This window comes from Lactobacillus sp. JM1 (genome assembly GCF_009834385.1).
GTDB classification, from domain to species: Bacteria; Bacillota; Bacilli; order Lactobacillales; family Lactobacillaceae; genus Lactobacillus; species Lactobacillus paragasseri.
In genome coordinates, this window is sequence record NZ_CP044412.1 from 1,143,437 (window position 1) to 1,160,442 (window position 17,006).

A 17,006-nucleotide genomic window follows, 5' to 3' on the forward strand; every position below is an offset into this window, starting at 1 on the left:
TCCTTTAATCAAAAATTACATAAAAAAAGACACCCCACGGTGTCTTTAATTAATCGTTATTTTGTTGCTTTTTTTCGTTAGCAACTTGACGGCCTTTGTAAAAGCCCTTTGGTGAAACGCGGTGGCTTAAACGGTATTCACCAGTAGTAGCATCGTAATGCATTGCTGGTGTGGTTAATTTAATATGACCACGACGTGAACGTTTCTTTTGCTTAGAAGTTTTTCTTGCAGGAACTGCCATTAGTTAGATCTCCTTTTTTATAGAATTGAGACTTGCGAACCTTTAAATAAACAAATTCACTAAATACTCACGTATTTCAATAATACAATCTAAGAGCTGATAAATCAAGTCCAATCTTATTTTGTAGCTTCAGAATTGTTAACTTTCTTTAATTCAGCAATCTGTTTATCTTTAGATTCAATTTCACTCTGGTATTTATTATCTAATTCTTTCTTCTGTTTTGCTAGTGCTTTTTTTACATCAGGAGAAACTTTTTCTCCTTTTCCAATTAGAAGTGAAACTAAAGCACCTAGTAAAAGCATAATAACTAAAACAATTATCAACGGCATTTTAGGTTGGAAAAAGCCAAAATTAATTGCCACTGGTTCAGTATTTAAACAGGCGAAAATTACAAGCACTAAAACAATTATTAGCCCAATTACTAAATTTCTTTGCTTATTCATTATTATCTCCTACTTTCTACTAGCAAACTTTAAACTTGCCCAATCACCAATGCGTGGGAAAATCTGATAAAGTTTTGCTAAAGTAGCTAGACTTAATGGTAAATTCAATTCGCGACGATTAGAACCAAAGAAATGAACTACTTGCCAAGCTACATCATCAGGATCGAGCATAAAACGTTGTATATTATTTGCATAAGATCCACTTTCATCTGCGATATTAAAGAAATTAGTGTAAACTGGTCCAGGATTTACTGTCATAACCTTAACACCAAATGGCTTTAATTCTAAACGTAAAACATTTGAAAATTGAATAATAGCTGCCTTAGTTGCACTATATGCTGCAGTTTTAGTAGTAGGTACAATTCCAGCAATCGAACCGAAGTTGATAATTTGGCCAGCTTTTTGGTCAATCATTACTCGAGCAACAAGACGAGTAAAGTACATTAGGCCTAAGACATTAGTTTGGAACATTTCAGTTACTACTTGAGGTGAAGTCTCTAAAAATTCTTTAAAGACGCCAAAACCAGCTGCATTAACTAGATAATCAATATGGTCAACATGACTAATAATTTCATTAAAGGCACGATCAATTTGATCAGCTTTACTAATATCAGTTGGAAATACAAATACGTCGTTTCCTGAAAGTTGACGAGCTTCATTAGCAATTTCTTCTAATTTATCTTGATGACGGGCCATTAAAATGACAGTGGCGCCGCGACTTGCACTCTCTAACACAATCGAGCGTCCAATACCACTTGAAGCTCCAGTAACTACTACGACTTTATCCCTCAATGAATTACTCATATTATTATCCCCTCAATGTAATTTCAAAACTGTCTAAATCATTGGCTAAACGAGTATGTTTAAAAATTTTTCTCGCTTCATGCTCTAGTTGCTTACCCGCTTTTCCTGTATAGCGCGCAGAAATATGAGTCAAATAAAGCTTTCCTACATGATGATCTCTCGCTATACGAGCAGCATCTAAGCAGGTTGAATGGAAATAACGATGAGCCATTTTTTCTTCATCACCATTAAAAGTAGATTCATGAACTAGAACATCTGCATGATCAGCTAATTCGCCAATATTTTCCGTTGGACGCGTATCATAGATAATCGTAACAACTCGACCTGGACGCTCTTTACCAAGGAAATCTCGTCCATCTAACTTTTGACCATCACTCAACGTAATCGTCTTTCCAGCTTTCAGTTGACCAAGAAGCGGACCGTTTGGCACATTATATTCTGCCACCTTATCCATTAGCAACTCTCCAGGACGTGGCTTTTCAACCACACGAAAACCAAAACTTGGTACACGGTGATCTAGTCGAGCAGTGTAGACGGCAAAAAGATTGTTTTCAAAAATTAAACCGTCTTCTTTTAAAACAACGTATTTAATTGGATATGATACCCGAGTTTTTGAAACTCTCAAAGAAGTTTGCACAAATTGTTCAATTCCGGCAGGGCCATAAATTGTTAATGGATCACCATCGCCTTGAAAAGAACGAGATGAAAGAAAACCTGGCAAACCAAAAATATGATCACCATGAGTATGCGAAATAAAAATTCGCGTTACCTTTCTAGGTCTAATATTAGTCTTTAAAATTTGATGTTGTGTAGCTTCGCCTACATCAAATAACCATACTTCATTTAATTCATCTAATAATTTAAGTGCGGTACAAGAAACATTCCTACTCTTTGACGGCTGCCCAGCACTTGTTCCTAAAAATTGTATTTCCATGAAAACCCTATTTCTAATATTTTCCTTTCGTAACCAATGTTTTAGTTACATAGGCACTATAAAACTTTGATCCTTCTGTAGTTGGGTGCGTATGATCATCATAGAACCAATCTTGATGACTCCCGGCAAACTCATGCCATTTGATAATGGTTAAGTTAGGGTATTTTTTCGCTGCTGCATCCAATTCACCATTAACTTGATCTTGCCAATCACGTGTCGGAACATGTGTATTAATCCAAAAAACTTGTCGCTTTGGTCCAATAATTTGCATTAAACGATCAAGTTCTTTAGGCGCAAAAGCACCATTTGTTCCTAAACCGATCAAGACATTATTATTTAAAGCACCTTTTTTCTTATACTCTTCAAAAAGTGGAATTGTGTCACCAAGTTGTCTAGAAACAGCTGCATCAACAATTAAATGCGGCATTAGTTTTTGCAAGTTTTGACTAGAGCCTGCCATTACAGAATCTCCAATTGCAGTTACTTGAATTTTTTGTGCTAATTGCAAGTCAACTTGAGAAATACCATATTTTTCAAAATCTTTATTCACGGGTTTAGTTGTTGCTGCTTTTTTAGCTTGCGCTAAAATTTCTGCTTTTGAAGTTGTTGACTTTTTCTTTTTAGACTGTGCTTCTTTAATTAACTTTTTATTCTTTTTCAGTTGCTTGTTTCGGTTTGATTTAATTTGAGTTGCTAGTTCTGAATGATTAGGATTTTCGGCTTTTACAGTTGGTGCCTTAAGAATTCCAAAACTACCTAAAATAAAGACAACTATTCCAGTCGCAAATAAAGCTTTTGATTGATAATGGTTAGCTTGTAAATTTAGGGCTTTTGATAAAAACTGACGCAATTTTTCCCAATCAATTCGTCCAAATGGTTTTTCAATAAAACGATAACTTAATTCTGCAATTACTAAAATTAATATAATTTCGATTAAATGGTACAAAATTACATGGTCTGCAATATCTTTAACCTTATCTTCAAAAAAGATCATCACTGGAAACTGATATAAATAAATTCCATATGACCGTGAACCAATCCAGCTAAATACAGGATTAGTCAGCCACTTATTCCAGCTGCTACCAGGATGAGCAATTACCCCTACAAAAATCATTGTTACTAAAGAGAATAAAAACATCCCGCCACGGTAAGCAAAAGCTTTTTGTGGATTAAAAATCGGACTAGTAGACATCAATAAAATACCGACTAAGGCTATTGCTCCAATTACGTTTAAGAGTCGTCTATCGCCTTTTTCAAGGTTGGCACTTAACTTCCATGTTGGCCAAAAGACGGCTAACATTGCACCCAGGCCTAATGAAAAGAATCTCGTATCTGTTCCATAGTAAATTCTACTTGTATCAACACCTGGCTTAAATAAAAACGCCATCTCTAAAGCTGAAAATACAGTTAAGGCTGTAATAATCCAAAAAATTATTTTTTTCTTTTTAGCTAATTTAACTAATAGAAAAACTACTAGTGGCCAAATAATATAAAACTGCCCTTCAATTGACATTGTCCATAAATGAACGAAGGGAGATTCATTGGAAGCAAAACGCTCGAAATAACTCTGACCATTCTTGATTTGCCAAAAATTATAAACATTTAATAGGTTGGCAACTACTATTTGATTTAATTTAGCTAAAAGATTTTGCTGAAAAAGTAAGATATAGGCACTACATCCCCATAAAAGAGCAATCATTTGGGGGTATAATTTCTTAATTCTTCTTACATAAAAAGACTTAAAGTCATACTTTCCCCGCTCTTCATAGGCATGAAACATGTGGTCCGTAACTAAATATCCAGATAGTACTAAAAATATCGGCACACCCAAATATCCACCCATAAATCGATTTGGATTAAGGTGATATAGAATTACTCCAATAACAGCTAAAGCACGAAGTCCGGCATAGCCTGTAATAAAGCGGTTCTTTCTTTTCAAAAGTATTACTCCCAACTTTTTTAAATTTTATTAATCTACAAATTCAAAAGTGAAGTCAGCTATTGATACATCGTCACCATTTACTGCTCCCTTTTCTCTTAAAGCATCATCTACACCCATCCGCTTTAATTTACGAGCAAGAAGCATAATTCCATCAGTATGATCTAGATTAGTTCTTTGAACAAGACGCTCTAACTTATTGCCAGTAACGACAAAGCTATGCTCACCAGTTCGTTCAACCTTAAATCCATCATCTTCAGGCTTTTTATAAACATATTCTTTTTCGGCAACTTTAATTTCTGCTGGTTTTTCAGCTTCTTCTTTTGCAACTTCTTCAACTAGATCTGCTGTCTTACCCATTAGTTCGCTAACACCCTGATGGGTAACACTAGAAATAGGATATACCGTCTTATCTCCTAATTTCTTCTTAAATTCAGCAAGTTTTTCTTCGCTACCAGGGATATCCATTTGCGTAGCTACAATAAGTTCTTTCTTACTTGTTAAGTCCTTAGTGTAGCCTGCTAATTCCTTACGAATAGTTTCATAATCTTCATAAGCATCTCTACCATTATTTGGATCCATTGAAACTAAGTGCAAAATTACTTTTGTACGTTCAACATGCCGTAAGAATTGAATTCCAAGTCCAACACCCTTAGATGCACCTTCAATTAATCCTGGTAAATCTGCCATTGAAAAGTCTCGTCCGTCTGGCAAAACGACCATTCCTAAATTTGGTGTCAAAGTAGTAAATTCATAAGCTGCAATCTTTGGCTTTGCCTTAGTTACAACAGATAGAAGTGTTGACTTCCCAACTGATGGAAATCCTACTAGTCCTACATCTGCCAATACCTTTAATTCTAAGCGTAAGGTTCGAAATTCTCCTGGCTCACCATTTTCAGCAATTTCTGGAGCTGTTCTGGTTGGGGTAGCAAAGTGAATATTGCCTCTGCCTCCTTTTCCGCCATGAGCAACTACAAGCTCTTGACCATTTTTAACTAAGTCACCTAAAAGTTCGCCGGTATTAAAGTCGTAGACACTTGTTCCCATTGGAACTTTTAAGCGGACATCTTTAGCTCCGCGACCATATTGGGATTTAATGCGGCCATTTTCACCATTATCTGCCTTAAACTTACGTCTAAAGCGAAAATCCATTAAAGTTCTCAAACCGGAATCAGCGACTAAAATAATACTGCCGCCTCGTCCGCCGTCTCCACCAGCCGGACCGCCAAGTGGAACATATTTTTCATGACGAAAAGCAACTGCTCCATCGCCACCTTTTCCTGCTTGTACATCTATTTTTGTTTGGTCGACAAACATTAAGTATGCCTCCTTTTATATATCAAGTTATAATTAAAAAAATTCTTAAGGTTTCTTAACTATGATACCATATCAAGCCCTATTAAATCAGGTCTTTTCTCGTTATTTTACAAACTCAATTTAACAGTTTGTGCTTGTGGAAGAGTTAAACCCGCATCTCGTAATTCTTCGATTGAAGCTTCTTTAATTTTCTTTAAAGATCCAAACTTTCGTAAAAGCTTATTTCTAGACTTAGGACCAATCCCTTTTATCTCATCTAACTTACTTGAAAGTGCATTTTTAGCATGAGTTCTTCTATGAAAAGTAATTGCAAAGCGGTGAACTTCATCCTGAATTCTTGTCATTAAGTAGAATCCTTCTGATTTCGGATTTAAAGGAATTAGCTTTAATTCTTCTCCTTGAGTAGGATCACCAAAAATTAAGTGATTAGTGCGGTGATGGTCATCTTTAACCATCCCTGCTACAGGAATATTGACATTTAATTCATTTCTCAACACATCTAAGCAAGCATCAACCTGAATTTGACCACCATCCATTAAAATCAGGTCAGGCATTTTCTTGTGTTCTTTCAAAAGACGACTATAACGCCTTCTCACTACTTCACGTGTATTTCCTACTTCGTCAGCCGCATTTTGGTGTTCTACTTCGCCTTTCAATTTATACTTCCGATATTCATGTTTATCTGGTTCACCATCAGTAAACACAACCAAGGCAGAAACAGGATCAGCTCCTTGGATATGAGAGTGGTCGAAACTTTCAATTCGATTGCCATATGGTAAACCCAAAGCATCAAAAATCTCTTTTTGTGCTCCTTTAGTTTTTCTATTACCTAATTCTAACAAGCGGAATTTTTCATCTAACTTCAACTTAGCATTGTCATGTGCCATCTCTAGTAAGGCACGTTTTTGACCTCTTTGCGGAGTTCTTACAGTTACGCCTAAAACTTCAGCTAATGCTTCATTATCAATACCAGCTGGGACCAAAACTTCTTTGGGTAAAACACGATTTCTTTGGCCATAGAATTGCGCAATAAAAGATACAAATGCATCCTGTGGTTCATTAGTATCTGTTAATGGAAATAATCTAGTTTCCCGACGTAATAATTTAGCCTGTCTTAAGAAAAATACTTGAATCGAAATCCATGATTTATCAACATAAAAGTTAAAAATATCTCTCTGGGTATGATCATTAGAAATAATTTTTTGTTTTTCAACAGTTTGTTCAATATATTTTAACTGATCTCTAAATTCAGCCGCCCGCTCAAACTCCAAATCCATTGAAGCCTGAGTCATTTTTTCAGTTAAGTCTTGCTTAACTTGTGAAATATCGCCGTTTAAGAAACGCTTTATTTTTCTTATTTGCTTGTCATAAGCGCTCTTTGGGACCTCTTTAAAGCATGCACCGAGACATTGTCCCATATGATAGTAAAGACACGGGCGTCCCTGATGACCTGAACATCTTCTTAGCGGCCAAACCTTTTGGATAAACTTAAGCGTTGCTTGAGCCGCATAAACATTTGGATACGGTCCAAAATAGTAGCCATGATCTTTATGAACAATTGATGTTAAACGAGTTTGCGGGTCCCTTTCGTTAGTAATTTCAATATATGGGTAACCCGTACCTTGTTTTAGTTGGACGTTATAGTATGGTTGATATTTTTTAATTAAAGTAATTTCCAGTAAAAAAGATTCTTTATCAGATGAAACTGTAATAATGTCAAAATCACGAATTTCACGAACAAGTTCAGCTCGCCGACCAACTTGCTTACTCTTAAAATAGGAACGAACGCGGTTCTTTAAATTCTTAGACTTTCCCACATAAATCACATTGCCATTTATATCTTTCATTAAATAGCAACCTGGTTTATCTGGTAAAAGCTTTAGTTTATTTTCAATGTGTTCCGTTGCCATCAATTATTTTTCCTTCCTATTAAAATTCCCATAGTATTTTATCACGTTCCTTCTTAAAACCAAGTAAGATGTCTTTTTTATTTACCTTATACCATATCTTTTTATAAAATAGTTAAGTAAACAAAATGAAAGGTCGCAAATAAATGAAAAATATTTATTTTAATCATGATGGAAACATCGATGATTTGGTCTCACTTCTTTTACTATTGCAAGCACCTGATATCAAACTAATTGGAATTAGCGCAATTGACGGTGACGGATATATTGATCCAGCGGTAGAAGCTTGTCGAAAAATGGTAGATAAATTTAACTTACGCGGTGACAAGCTAGAAGTAGCTCGCTCAAATTCGCGTGCAATTCATCAATTTCCAAAAGAATGGCGAATGGCAACTTATTCCTTTAATTACTTCCCTATTCTAAATGAAAGTGGAGAAATTAAAACACCAGAAGCTGCTTTGCCTGCTCATTTAGACATGATTGATAAAATAAAAAAGTCAGATGGACCAGTTACCTTAGTCATGACAGGACCAATTACTGACTTAGCAAGAGCTTTAGATGAAGATGATTCTATTCAGTCAAAGATTGATAAAGTTTACTGGATGGGTGGTTCATTAGATGGACATGGCAATGTAGTTAGTGTCGATGCAGACGGAACACAGGAATGGAATGCTTTCTGGGATCCAGAAGCTGTAAAACGCGTTTTAGATTCAGACCTTAAGATTCAAATGGTTGGTCTTGAAAGTACTGAAGAACTTCCATTAACTGATGAACTTCGGCAGCACTGGGCAAGTTTAAGAAAATATCCAGCCATTGACTTAGTTGGTTTAGGATACAGTCTAATTATCTCTGTACCTAATGCAGAGCTATACTTGTGGGACGTTTTAACAACTATGTCAGCACTCTACCCTGAGCTTGTTGAAACTCGTCAGGTAAAAGCTAATGTAATCACATCAGGCTTAGCAAGTGGACGAATGTTCATTGATCCTAATGGAAAAGAAATTACTGAAGTTACAAAGGCAGATAAAGATTCATTCTTTGAAAAAATAGACAAAATTTTAGAAAGACAATAAATATATAGATGACAACTTGGTTAACACAATTTATCGAAAGCTTTGGCTATATTGCCATTATTCTTTTAATTGCCGTTGAAAATATTTTCCCTCCAATTCCCTCTGAGGTAATTTTGACACTAGGAGGTTTCTTAGTTAGTGGAACAAAGTTAACTCTAATTGGAGTTATCCTTGCGTCTACTCTAGGTTCAATTATTGGAGCCATTATTTTATTCTCAATTAGTAGAAATCTAACCTTACCGCGCTTAGAGAAACTACTTGAAACTAAACTATTTAAACTTCTAGGTTTCAAAAAAGACGATGCACAAAAAGCGATTAACTGGTTTGACAAACACGGAATTGGCGCAATTTTTTATGGTCGCTGTATTCCAGTTGTTAGAAGTTTAATCTCCATTCCTGCAGGTATTGCCCATGTTGGCTGGACTAAGTTTTTAATTTTAACTACTTTGGGAAGTTTAGTTTGGAACAGTGTTTTAGTTGGATTAGGACACTATATGGGAAAAAACTGGCAAGTTGTAGTCAGAATCTTCGATGACTACACGCTCGTAATTATTGCCCTTTTATTAATTTTATTTATTTACTTCGGGATTAAATGGTACAAAACTAGAATCAAGAAGTAGGATTTATATTGTAGATATAATACACAAAAAGAACGGTCATGACCGTTCTTTTTACGTTTCATTAATTTTAATTTTTAATACCAAGCAGGCTTGTCACCATCAGTACCTGCTTTATCTAATCCAACATTTGCCTTAACATCCTTGGTTGGATTTTCAATTAAATCAGCAATATAATCCGCTACACTTAAACGTGATACTTCAGTTCCCCTAAATGGAGTTGTGGCACCAACAGTCTTCTCATAATTAATTTCATTTTTATTAGTTAGCCAAGCTGGTCTAATAATGGTGTAATCTAGATTACTTGCCGTAATCTGATCAGCAGCTGCCCGATAAGTTGTCAAATATGAGCCTAAGATATTTTTATTCCATTCTCCAAATTTACCAGGCACTTCATCATAGATTCCTAAGGAAGAGACCCAGATCAAACGTTTAATACCGTTTGCATTCATTGCTTTAACTACAGTTTTTGCCTGATCTTCAATATTTGAACCAGCTAAATTTGCATAAACGAGATCTACATCTGCCAAAGCTTCTTTTAACTCATTAAAATTGCTTGCGTCTCCCTTAATTACCTTTTCTCTAGCGTCATTAATTTGCTTTAACTTATTAGGATGACGTAGATATAAAACCATCTTAATATCGTTCTTCTTTAATAGCATTGGTTCAACTAATTGAGCAATTTGACCAGCAGCACCTAAAATAGCAATTTTTGTCATTTTTATTTTCCTCACATTATAAAAATCATAATTTCAATTCTAATAAAAGCATCTCAAATTCTTATTTAGCTAAAGTGCAAACTTGAATAATTTCAGTCATAATTTTCTCCTTACCTAGCTATCCTTACTTACAATTTAATAGTAATACTTATTATTAATAAGTCAACCACTTGTTATTGATTTTATTAGCTTTTCTTTAAATTTCGTATAGATTTACTTTTTCAAAGCATTACAATAGATAAAGGAGAACGTTACTAGATAGAGAGGTAAAAACATGACTAATAATAATTCTGTACCTAAGAAACTCTCCTTTATATCAATATATTTCTTAGGTATTAATGCGGTCATTGGATCAGGAACTTTTCTGCTACCTTCTGTAATTTATCGTTACATGAACCTAACAGCAATTCTTGTTCTTCTATGTACTGCTGTCACTGTCAGCATGATTGCTTTGTGCTATGCTGACTTATCAAGCCGTTTTACACAATCAGGAGCAGCATGGCTTTATTCCTATAACGCCTTTGGTCGCTTTGCTGGTTATGAACTCGGCATTTTCACTTGGTTTTTAGGTTGTACAACTCTTTCAGCTGAAGTAGTAGCTTTACTTACTGTCCTCAAGAGTTTTCTGCCGATTTTCAAAAATAATGCTGTCTATATTGGTAGTATTATTTTCTTAATTTTATTATTTTCAGTTATTAATTTCTTTGGTAGATCTTGGGTAAAAATTGTTAATAATATTTCAGCAGCTGCAAAGATAATTACTTTAATTGTCTTTATTATCATCGGAGCTTTCTTCATTAAAAAATCAAACTTCACTCCCGTAATTCCGCATGCGGCTTTAACCGGTGTTACACCATTCTTCAAACATTTTGGCGATGCATTTACACCAATCTTTTATTTGTTTACTGGCTTTTCATTTATTCCGATTGCTGCAAAACAAATGAATAATCCAGAAAAGAATATTCCTCGAGTTTTGGTTGCCGTAATGACTAGTGTCACAATTCTTGATTGCTTAATGCTTTTAGTAGCAATTGGTTTAAGTGGTCAAAAATTAGGATCTTATTCTAATCCTCTAGCTAGTGCCTTAAAAACTGGCGTTGGTCAATGGGGTTTTGCTTTCATGATTATTGGAATGCTGATTTCAATTTTTGGTGTTGCTTTCAGCGCATCATTTAATACTCCATCATTAATTGCTTCTCTTGCTAATGAACATGGAATGTTACCAAAATGGATTGGAAAGAAAAATAAGCATGATGCACCTTGGGTAGGAATTATTTTCACAGCAATTCTATCTGCTGCCTTGGCTACTCAAAGCTACTTATTCCTTGTTTCATGTACTGTCTTAGCATCATTTGTTCAGTATGTTCCATCAATTTTAGCCGTTATTAAGTTTAAGCACAGTAATGAATATCCAACTCATGGTTTTTCTCTTCCTGGGAAATACACCATTCCAATTATTGCTTTAATTATTTCTTGCTATATGGTAACCAATTTTACGCCAAAGACATTACTTTTAGGCGTAGTAGTTGCTGTACTTGCTGCTGCATGTTATTTCTTTATTGATAAAGATGAAAAATTAGAAAAAGAGCATGAAAACTTCTTAGCTAAACTAAGACATATAAAATAAAAATTTGGATAAATTAAAGAGCTTACGATTTTAAATCGCAAGCTCTTTTTTTAGTTTCTATAATATTTTTAAAGTCTATTTTTTATCTTTTTGCCGAAGATAGCAACTGCACCAATTGCTGCTACTAGTAACCCACCAATTACTACTAACGGGTTAACAGCCTTTCCTTCAGTTTCTGGTAATTGCGTAGCTACTGAAACAGGATTGGAAGATTTTTTACTATTTTTCTTATTATCTTTAGTATTGTTTACTACGCTGACATTCTTTTCAGTTACCGTAGTAGAACCAAGATCTTTCACTACTACATCTTTATTAGTTTTTTCGCTACTATTCTTACTTGTATTTTCTTTAGCTACATCTTTCTTTACACTAGTAGTTTGCTTGGAAGCATTATCTTGCTGATCAGTAGCTGAAGTGGCAGAACCATTATTTAAGTCTTTCTTGCTTGCCTTGCTATCTTGACTTACAGCAGTATCTTTAACAGTTACATAAACTGCAAGCCTTGACCTTGATCCGTCAGGAAAAGTCACATAAACAGTGCCGTAACTAGTACCTACCTTGTTAATTTCAGGAGTCTTATCCCAGTTGGCAACTGTACCAGCTGGAACTGTACTCCAATTAGAAATACCACTTGTTGCATCTGGTAAAACTCCTTTGGTAGTGGTTAAAGTTTTAACTGATAAAGGATTAGTATAAGCTTGTAAGTTTTTATGTTGCTCAAGCTGAGTTTGATAAGTCTTTGCTTGCTCAGCACCTGCATTTACACTATCAGTACTTGCTGCAAAAGCAGTACCATTTAAACTTAAAGAAGCCAGCAACGCTGCTGTTCCTAAACCAGTCATTATGTTTCTTTTCTTAATTTGTCTCATCATAATTCACGCTCCTCAGCAAGGTAAGCTATACTTTAACTTGCTGTTCTATTTACTTTTATTATACAGTAGTTTTACAAAAATATTACAAATTAATAGATTTTTTACATTCTTTGTAATATTTTAAGAAATCGCTACTTTTAGCGCTTTCATTATCTTTATATCATATCTATTTTTAAAAGCCAAAGTTTATACTTGAGATCACGATGAGATATTTTTCTAACTAGCTAGATAAGTTAAAGCAACTTGCAACTGAGTTAGATCGCTCAAAGTCTGGGCCATATTCTCTAGATCAACAATCTGATAAATTTCTGAATTATCTTCATCAAATTCAAAACCAGCACCAATTACAATATCAGCTGCTTCTTCAAGTAAATCCAAATTTTCTTGAGCTGGATCTAATTTGAACAATGTTCCACCATCATCTGTAATTCGGTACGCGCCGTTCTTTTCCTTCTCGATCCAGCAATACACTAAATCACCATAAGCACCAATTAGCGGTGTTGCAACTTCAATGTCTTCTCCAGCTTGAATAAATTGAATATTTTGTTTTAACCAGTCGAATGAAGCATGTTTAATTAATTTTAATTCAGATTCTTCCATTTTTATCACTCCCCTATTTTCAACAAATTATAACCTAAAATGGCAAAAAAAAAGAAGCCTGATTATAGTGACTTCTTTAATATCTATTAAGTTGAGCAAACTCAACTACTCGATTCAATAATTGAGTAAAGTTATTAACTTCACTCCTCAAATCGCGACTATTGATATAATCACGAGTTAATTCACCACGATCATCAAGCAAAACGCCAAATTCACTAGCTAAACGTGCAACATCAGCCGCAATACTTGAAAAACTTCCAATATTATCATCAATCATTCTAGCGGTGAAAACACGATCATTTAAAGCATAAGTTCCATTAGGATATACAATCAAATTAAAGTGGATCATATCATTTAACCCATCGACAACATTAGTAGAAACCCGGTACTCATTATCATCGACTGGCTCAATAGAAAATGCAGAACTGATTCCATTATCATCTCTAAAAGATTTCATCATAACGTCTTCAAGATCATACATAAGATTGACCTCCAACCTCTTTATTTAACAAATTAATTAACTACACTTTCTATTATATCTTTTCTCTCGCCGAATTTGTTCTTTAAGCTTCTAAATTTGAAAAATATATATTATTTTCATATAAAGTTAAAATAGTCTAATTTTTCTATCTTATATCGAGAATTTTGGTTATAATAAAGAAAGTTTTAAGTGGAGGAATTTAATTTGAAAAAGTTAATTGTTGGTGCTTTAAGTTGTGGTCTTTTGTTACTTGCAGGTTGCCGTAATAACTTAGTGGAACCTAAACATAAGTCTTCCGCGGATGATTATGCAATCATTCAATCTTCTTCTCATAAGAAGTCACATAAGAAAGTGGAACAGCCTAAAAAGAAGAGCGAAGATAAAAAGAAAAAAGATAAAGATAAAGATAAGTCTAAAGATGAAAATAAAAAGATGGATGTTCAAATTGACACCCTTAATAAGAATGAAAATAACTCAAGCTCAGAAGCTCAAAGTTCCAGTTCAGCTCTTCCATCTTTAAATAATTCTAAGCGCGAAAACAGTACTGAAACCAATAGAAGCTTAAAATCAAACTTTGGTACTTCTTTATATACTCTTCCTCGTCAAAATTATAGTTATTACACTCCAAAAAGCAATTACTATTACAGTAATAATTGGTCAACTAATAATAACACCGGTTCAAGCCATCAAAATTCAGCTGTAAGTAATTCTAAATCAGAACCAAGTACATCAACTTCAAGTTCTTCATCCAATGATGCTTCAACTTCAACTGAAGAAAAGCAATCACCAACTACTCAGAATAATGATTCTAATTCAAGCGAATCAAGTGAAGATGTTCAAAATGACTAATATGAAAGGCACTCTGTTGAGTACTTTTTTTAGTAGGTTTGATCTATTTTCTCATCTAGTAAATGTTCGCTTAAATTTTTATCAAAGAAAACTGGCAAATCGTGATCAAAATTATAGGCTAATTTTTTACTTGTCAATTCTTCCTTTGTCATCCAGGTCAATTTTCCTTCATCAGAAGCTTTTACTGTTCCAGTAAACTCAGTAGCTACATAAAAAAATACTAAATATCGTTCATCATTTTTGTCAAAGAATTGTTTTACTCCAACTAAGTGCGGATTCTTGATTAAGAGGCCTGTTTCTTCCTTTATTTCTCTAACTACAGAATCATGAAAAGACTCATGCGATTCAACGTGGCCACCGGGAAACGTTAAACCAGGCCAAACAGGATCATTTCGATCAAGAACTAAAATTTTATCTTTTTTCTTAATCATACACATATTAGTTAAAGTTACAGGCTCAGAACGTTTCATCATTTAAGGTTTCACTTTCTATAATAATTAAGTTTTATTTTACTACTATCGATTCATTTTTCTAAATACTTATTTATTAGTATAATTAATATACATAGATTAGAGTTTTAGAAGGAATTAAAAATGACTTTGCAAATTAATACCCGTGTTGATTCTATCACATGGCCACTAAACCAAAACTTAACTAACCAAGAGATAATTTCTCAATTAGAGTTAACTGTAACTGAAAATGGACAGCTTATTTCAAATGACAATTTAAGTATTAATAAAAAGGCTGTTAACCGTTCAGAAGCAGGCGTTTATCCGGTAATCATCACTGCAATTGGTTCTAATAACGAATATGCAACTAAGAAAATTCAAGCCTGGGTCACTGATAAGAATAATGTAAATAGTGCTACTCGCCCTCCAGTGCAACCTACTCCTGCTCCACAATATAAGACACCATCTCAAACACCTAGTCCAAAAAAGAAAAGCAAGAAAAAAGTTGTCTATATTGTGCTTGGCGTTCTTGTATTACTAATTGCAATTATTTTTGGTATTTCTGCCTGCCAAGCACATAATGATACTGTTCAAAATGAACAAGCTCAAAGTAATGCGCTCAATAATACTAATAGCAAGTTAGATAATTTGTCAGAGCAAAACAAGCAACTAATGCAACAAAACAAAGAATTGCAGAATGCAATCAATAATTATAAGCAAGATCAAAATAAGGAAGAATTGCAGAATCAATTAGATCAAATTAAGAATGAAAATCAACAATTGAAAAATAATGCAGCTAATAATCAAGCCTTGCAAAACCAAATTGATCAACTAGGTTCTACAATTGATCAAATTAAGCAAAATCCTAATCAAGCTGATTCTTTGCTGAATCAAATGAAAAATAATCAAAATGAATTTATGCAAAATTTGAATGCAACTTTTCAAAAATTGGTTAGCGATTTTCAACAATTGATTGGTAAATAAGTGTACTTTAAAAAGGATGTTTCTGGTGTATAGAAACATCCTTTTTTGGTGGCTCTATGTAGCGTGATACCCATCTTGTTGTCTGGCCTCAGGATTATCTCCATATACGTGGAGAAAACTAAAAGTTCCTTGATTTATCAGTCCATTACTTTTGAACAATAAAACAAAAAGACCCAACATCAAAAATGATGCTGGTCCTCTCTTCTACTCAATCTTATCGCTATTCTTCAACCGTTCTATTCTCTTATCTAGCGGAGGATGATCAGAAAATAGTCGATCAATCCAATTACCTGGATGTGGTAAGTTAAAGTATAAATGCTCCAAAGCTAAATCTTGAGAATTAATTTCTGGTGTTGATTCGCTTTCTTCCATTTTTTCAAGTTTAGACAAAGCTGAAATCAATCCGCTTGGTTCACGTGTTAAGTCAACTGAACCTATATCGGCCAAATATTCTCTTTGACGCGAAACTAATAAAAACAATAACTTAGCTAGTGGAATACCAATAATCGAAATAATCCCACCAACTATAATTAAAAACATAGCAAAAAATTTAATAATCAGTCCTAGCCAGCCCTTGCTTTCGCTAGTCAATACTCCCCAACCAAATAATACGATTCCAATCCCAGTTATGGTAATCAAACTGGTCAAAGCACTAGCTAGAACAGTAATGCGTGTATCATAATTTCTAATATGAGAAAGTTCATGTCCGATAACTCCTTGCACTTCTTTCTTGTTCATCATGCTCAACAGCCCCTGCGTAAGAGCCAAACTTGCATGTTCAGGATCGCGTCCTGTTGCAAAAGCATTCGGATCTGAATCAGGAGTAATGTAAATTTTAGGAACTGGTAAGCCTCCTGCTAGACAGAGTTCCTCAACAAGCTCGTATATTTCAGGATCACTTTCTTTAGTAATTTCAACCGCATTCGTAACTTTCATTAAATGCTGCGTGGCATCAAAATATACGTGTGCAATATAGATCAAACCAATGATAAAAAATCCAATCCCAACATATTTTGTAAAAATCATTCCAAGAAAAATACTTAATATAAGTAATAAAGCAGTATACAATCCCAAAATGATCCATGTATTCCGCTTATTTTGTTCTATTTGTTTATATAGCATTTCCCACTCCAACTATTATGCTAAAAAT

At 34.2% G+C, this 17,006-nt stretch carries 18 protein-coding genes; 5 read left to right on the plus strand and 13 right to left on the minus strand.

Annotated elements, in window-relative coordinates:
* Nucleotides 1-49: 49 nt before the first annotated feature.
* From rpmF to uvrC, 7 genes are all read right to left on the minus strand, one after another.
* Nucleotides 50-241 carry a 50S ribosomal protein L32 gene (gene rpmF / locus F3I00_RS05845; protein ID WP_003648698.1) on the minus strand — a complete coding sequence of 64 codons (192 nt, stop codon included), beginning with the start codon at nucleotides 239-241 and terminating at the stop codon, nucleotides 50-52.
* Between the two features lie 116 nt (nucleotides 242-357).
* A complete protein-coding gene (locus tag F3I00_RS05850) occupies nucleotides 358-684 on the minus strand; it encodes a lipopolysaccharide assembly protein LapA domain-containing protein (protein WP_003648697.1) in 327 nt (108 codons plus the stop codon).
* Between the two features lie 9 nt (nucleotides 685-693).
* Nucleotides 694-1,488 carry an SDR family oxidoreductase gene (locus tag F3I00_RS05855; RefSeq protein ID WP_020807036.1) on the minus strand — a complete coding sequence of 265 codons (795 nt, stop codon included), beginning with the start codon at nucleotides 1,486-1,488 and terminating at the stop codon, nucleotides 694-696.
* A 4-nt stretch (nucleotides 1,489-1,492) separates the two neighbouring features.
* Entirely contained in the window at nucleotides 1,493-2,422 is a 930-nt protein-coding gene (rnz, locus tag F3I00_RS05860; protein ID WP_065169688.1) for a ribonuclease Z, read from the minus strand.
* Between the two features lie 13 nt (nucleotides 2,423-2,435).
* Nucleotides 2,436-4,361 carry an acyltransferase family protein gene (locus F3I00_RS05865; protein ID WP_020807038.1) on the minus strand — a complete coding sequence of 642 codons (1,926 nt, stop codon included), beginning with the start codon at nucleotides 4,359-4,361 and terminating at the stop codon, nucleotides 2,436-2,438.
* 30 nt (nucleotides 4,362-4,391) lie between these two features.
* Nucleotides 4,392-5,678 (minus strand): GTPase ObgE, encoded by a 1,287-nt coding sequence (gene obgE, locus F3I00_RS05870; protein ID WP_020807039.1) that lies wholly within the window; start codon nucleotides 5,676-5,678, stop codon nucleotides 4,392-4,394.
* A 107-nt stretch (nucleotides 5,679-5,785) separates the two neighbouring features.
* Nucleotides 5,786-7,588, minus strand: a complete 1,803-nt coding sequence (gene uvrC, locus F3I00_RS05875) for an excinuclease ABC subunit UvrC (RefSeq protein WP_159311031.1) — start codon at nucleotides 7,586-7,588, stop codon at nucleotides 5,786-5,788.
* 143 nt (nucleotides 7,589-7,731) lie between these two features.
* Between uvrC and F3I00_RS05880 the strand changes: the two genes are divergently transcribed.
* On the plus strand, nucleotides 7,732-8,658 hold the full coding sequence (locus tag F3I00_RS05880) for a nucleoside hydrolase (protein WP_020807040.1): 927 nt from the start codon (nucleotides 7,732-7,734) through the stop codon (nucleotides 8,656-8,658).
* An 8-nt stretch (nucleotides 8,659-8,666) separates the two neighbouring features.
* Nucleotides 8,667-9,278, plus strand: a complete 612-nt coding sequence (locus F3I00_RS05885) for a DedA family protein (protein WP_020807041.1) — start codon at nucleotides 8,667-8,669, stop codon at nucleotides 9,276-9,278.
* 74 nt (nucleotides 9,279-9,352) lie between these two features.
* On the opposite strand, the gene F3I00_RS05890 is transcribed toward F3I00_RS05885, so the two are convergent.
* Nucleotides 9,353-9,994: an NAD(P)H-binding protein gene (locus F3I00_RS05890; RefSeq protein ID WP_020807042.1), complete on the minus strand. Its 642-nt coding sequence runs from the start codon at nucleotides 9,992-9,994 to the stop codon at nucleotides 9,353-9,355.
* A gap of 274 nt (nucleotides 9,995-10,268) precedes the next feature.
* Between F3I00_RS05890 and F3I00_RS05895 the strand changes: the two genes are divergently transcribed.
* On the plus strand, nucleotides 10,269-11,621 hold the full coding sequence (locus F3I00_RS05895) for an APC family permease (RefSeq protein ID WP_020807043.1): 1,353 nt from the start codon (nucleotides 10,269-10,271) through the stop codon (nucleotides 11,619-11,621).
* 68 nt (nucleotides 11,622-11,689) lie between these two features.
* On the opposite strand, the gene F3I00_RS05900 is transcribed toward F3I00_RS05895, so the two are convergent.
* The 3 genes from F3I00_RS05900 to F3I00_RS05910 all read right to left on the minus strand — a co-directional run bounded on the left by F3I00_RS05900 (nucleotide 11,690) and on the right by F3I00_RS05910 (nucleotide 13,574).
* A complete protein-coding gene (locus tag F3I00_RS05900) occupies nucleotides 11,690-12,493 on the minus strand; it encodes a Rib/alpha-like domain-containing protein (protein ID WP_020807044.1) in 804 nt (267 codons plus the stop codon).
* A 216-nt stretch (nucleotides 12,494-12,709) separates the two neighbouring features.
* Entirely contained in the window at nucleotides 12,710-13,093 is a 384-nt protein-coding gene (locus tag F3I00_RS05905; protein ID WP_020807045.1) for a DUF1828 domain-containing protein, read from the minus strand.
* A 76-nt stretch (nucleotides 13,094-13,169) separates the two neighbouring features.
* Entirely contained in the window at nucleotides 13,170-13,574 is a 405-nt protein-coding gene (locus tag F3I00_RS05910; protein WP_020807046.1) for a hypothetical protein, read from the minus strand.
* Nucleotides 13,575-13,763: 189 nt separating this feature from the next.
* On the opposite strand from F3I00_RS05910, the gene F3I00_RS05915 reads away from it, so the two are divergent.
* Nucleotides 13,764-14,423, plus strand: coding sequence for a hypothetical protein (locus F3I00_RS05915; RefSeq protein ID WP_024273066.1), 660 nt, complete (start codon nucleotides 13,764-13,766; stop codon nucleotides 14,421-14,423).
* Nucleotides 14,424-14,452: 29 nt separating this feature from the next.
* On the opposite strand, the gene F3I00_RS05920 is transcribed toward F3I00_RS05915, so the two are convergent.
* Complete coding sequence (locus F3I00_RS05920) at nucleotides 14,453-14,893, minus strand: 8-oxo-dGTP diphosphatase (protein ID WP_020807048.1); 441 nt, start codon at nucleotides 14,891-14,893, stop codon at nucleotides 14,453-14,455.
* 123 nt (nucleotides 14,894-15,016) lie between these two features.
* Between F3I00_RS05920 and F3I00_RS05925 the strand changes: the two genes are divergently transcribed.
* On the plus strand, nucleotides 15,017-15,856 hold the full coding sequence (locus F3I00_RS05925) for a hypothetical protein (protein ID WP_003648682.1): 840 nt from the start codon (nucleotides 15,017-15,019) through the stop codon (nucleotides 15,854-15,856).
* Nucleotides 15,857-16,060: 204 nt separating this feature from the next.
* Here F3I00_RS05925 and F3I00_RS05930 read toward each other — a convergent pair whose 3' ends face one another.
* A complete protein-coding gene (locus tag F3I00_RS05930) occupies nucleotides 16,061-16,978 on the minus strand; it encodes a M48 family metalloprotease (protein ID WP_020807049.1) in 918 nt (305 codons plus the stop codon).
* Nucleotides 16,979-17,006 lie beyond the last annotated feature (28 nt).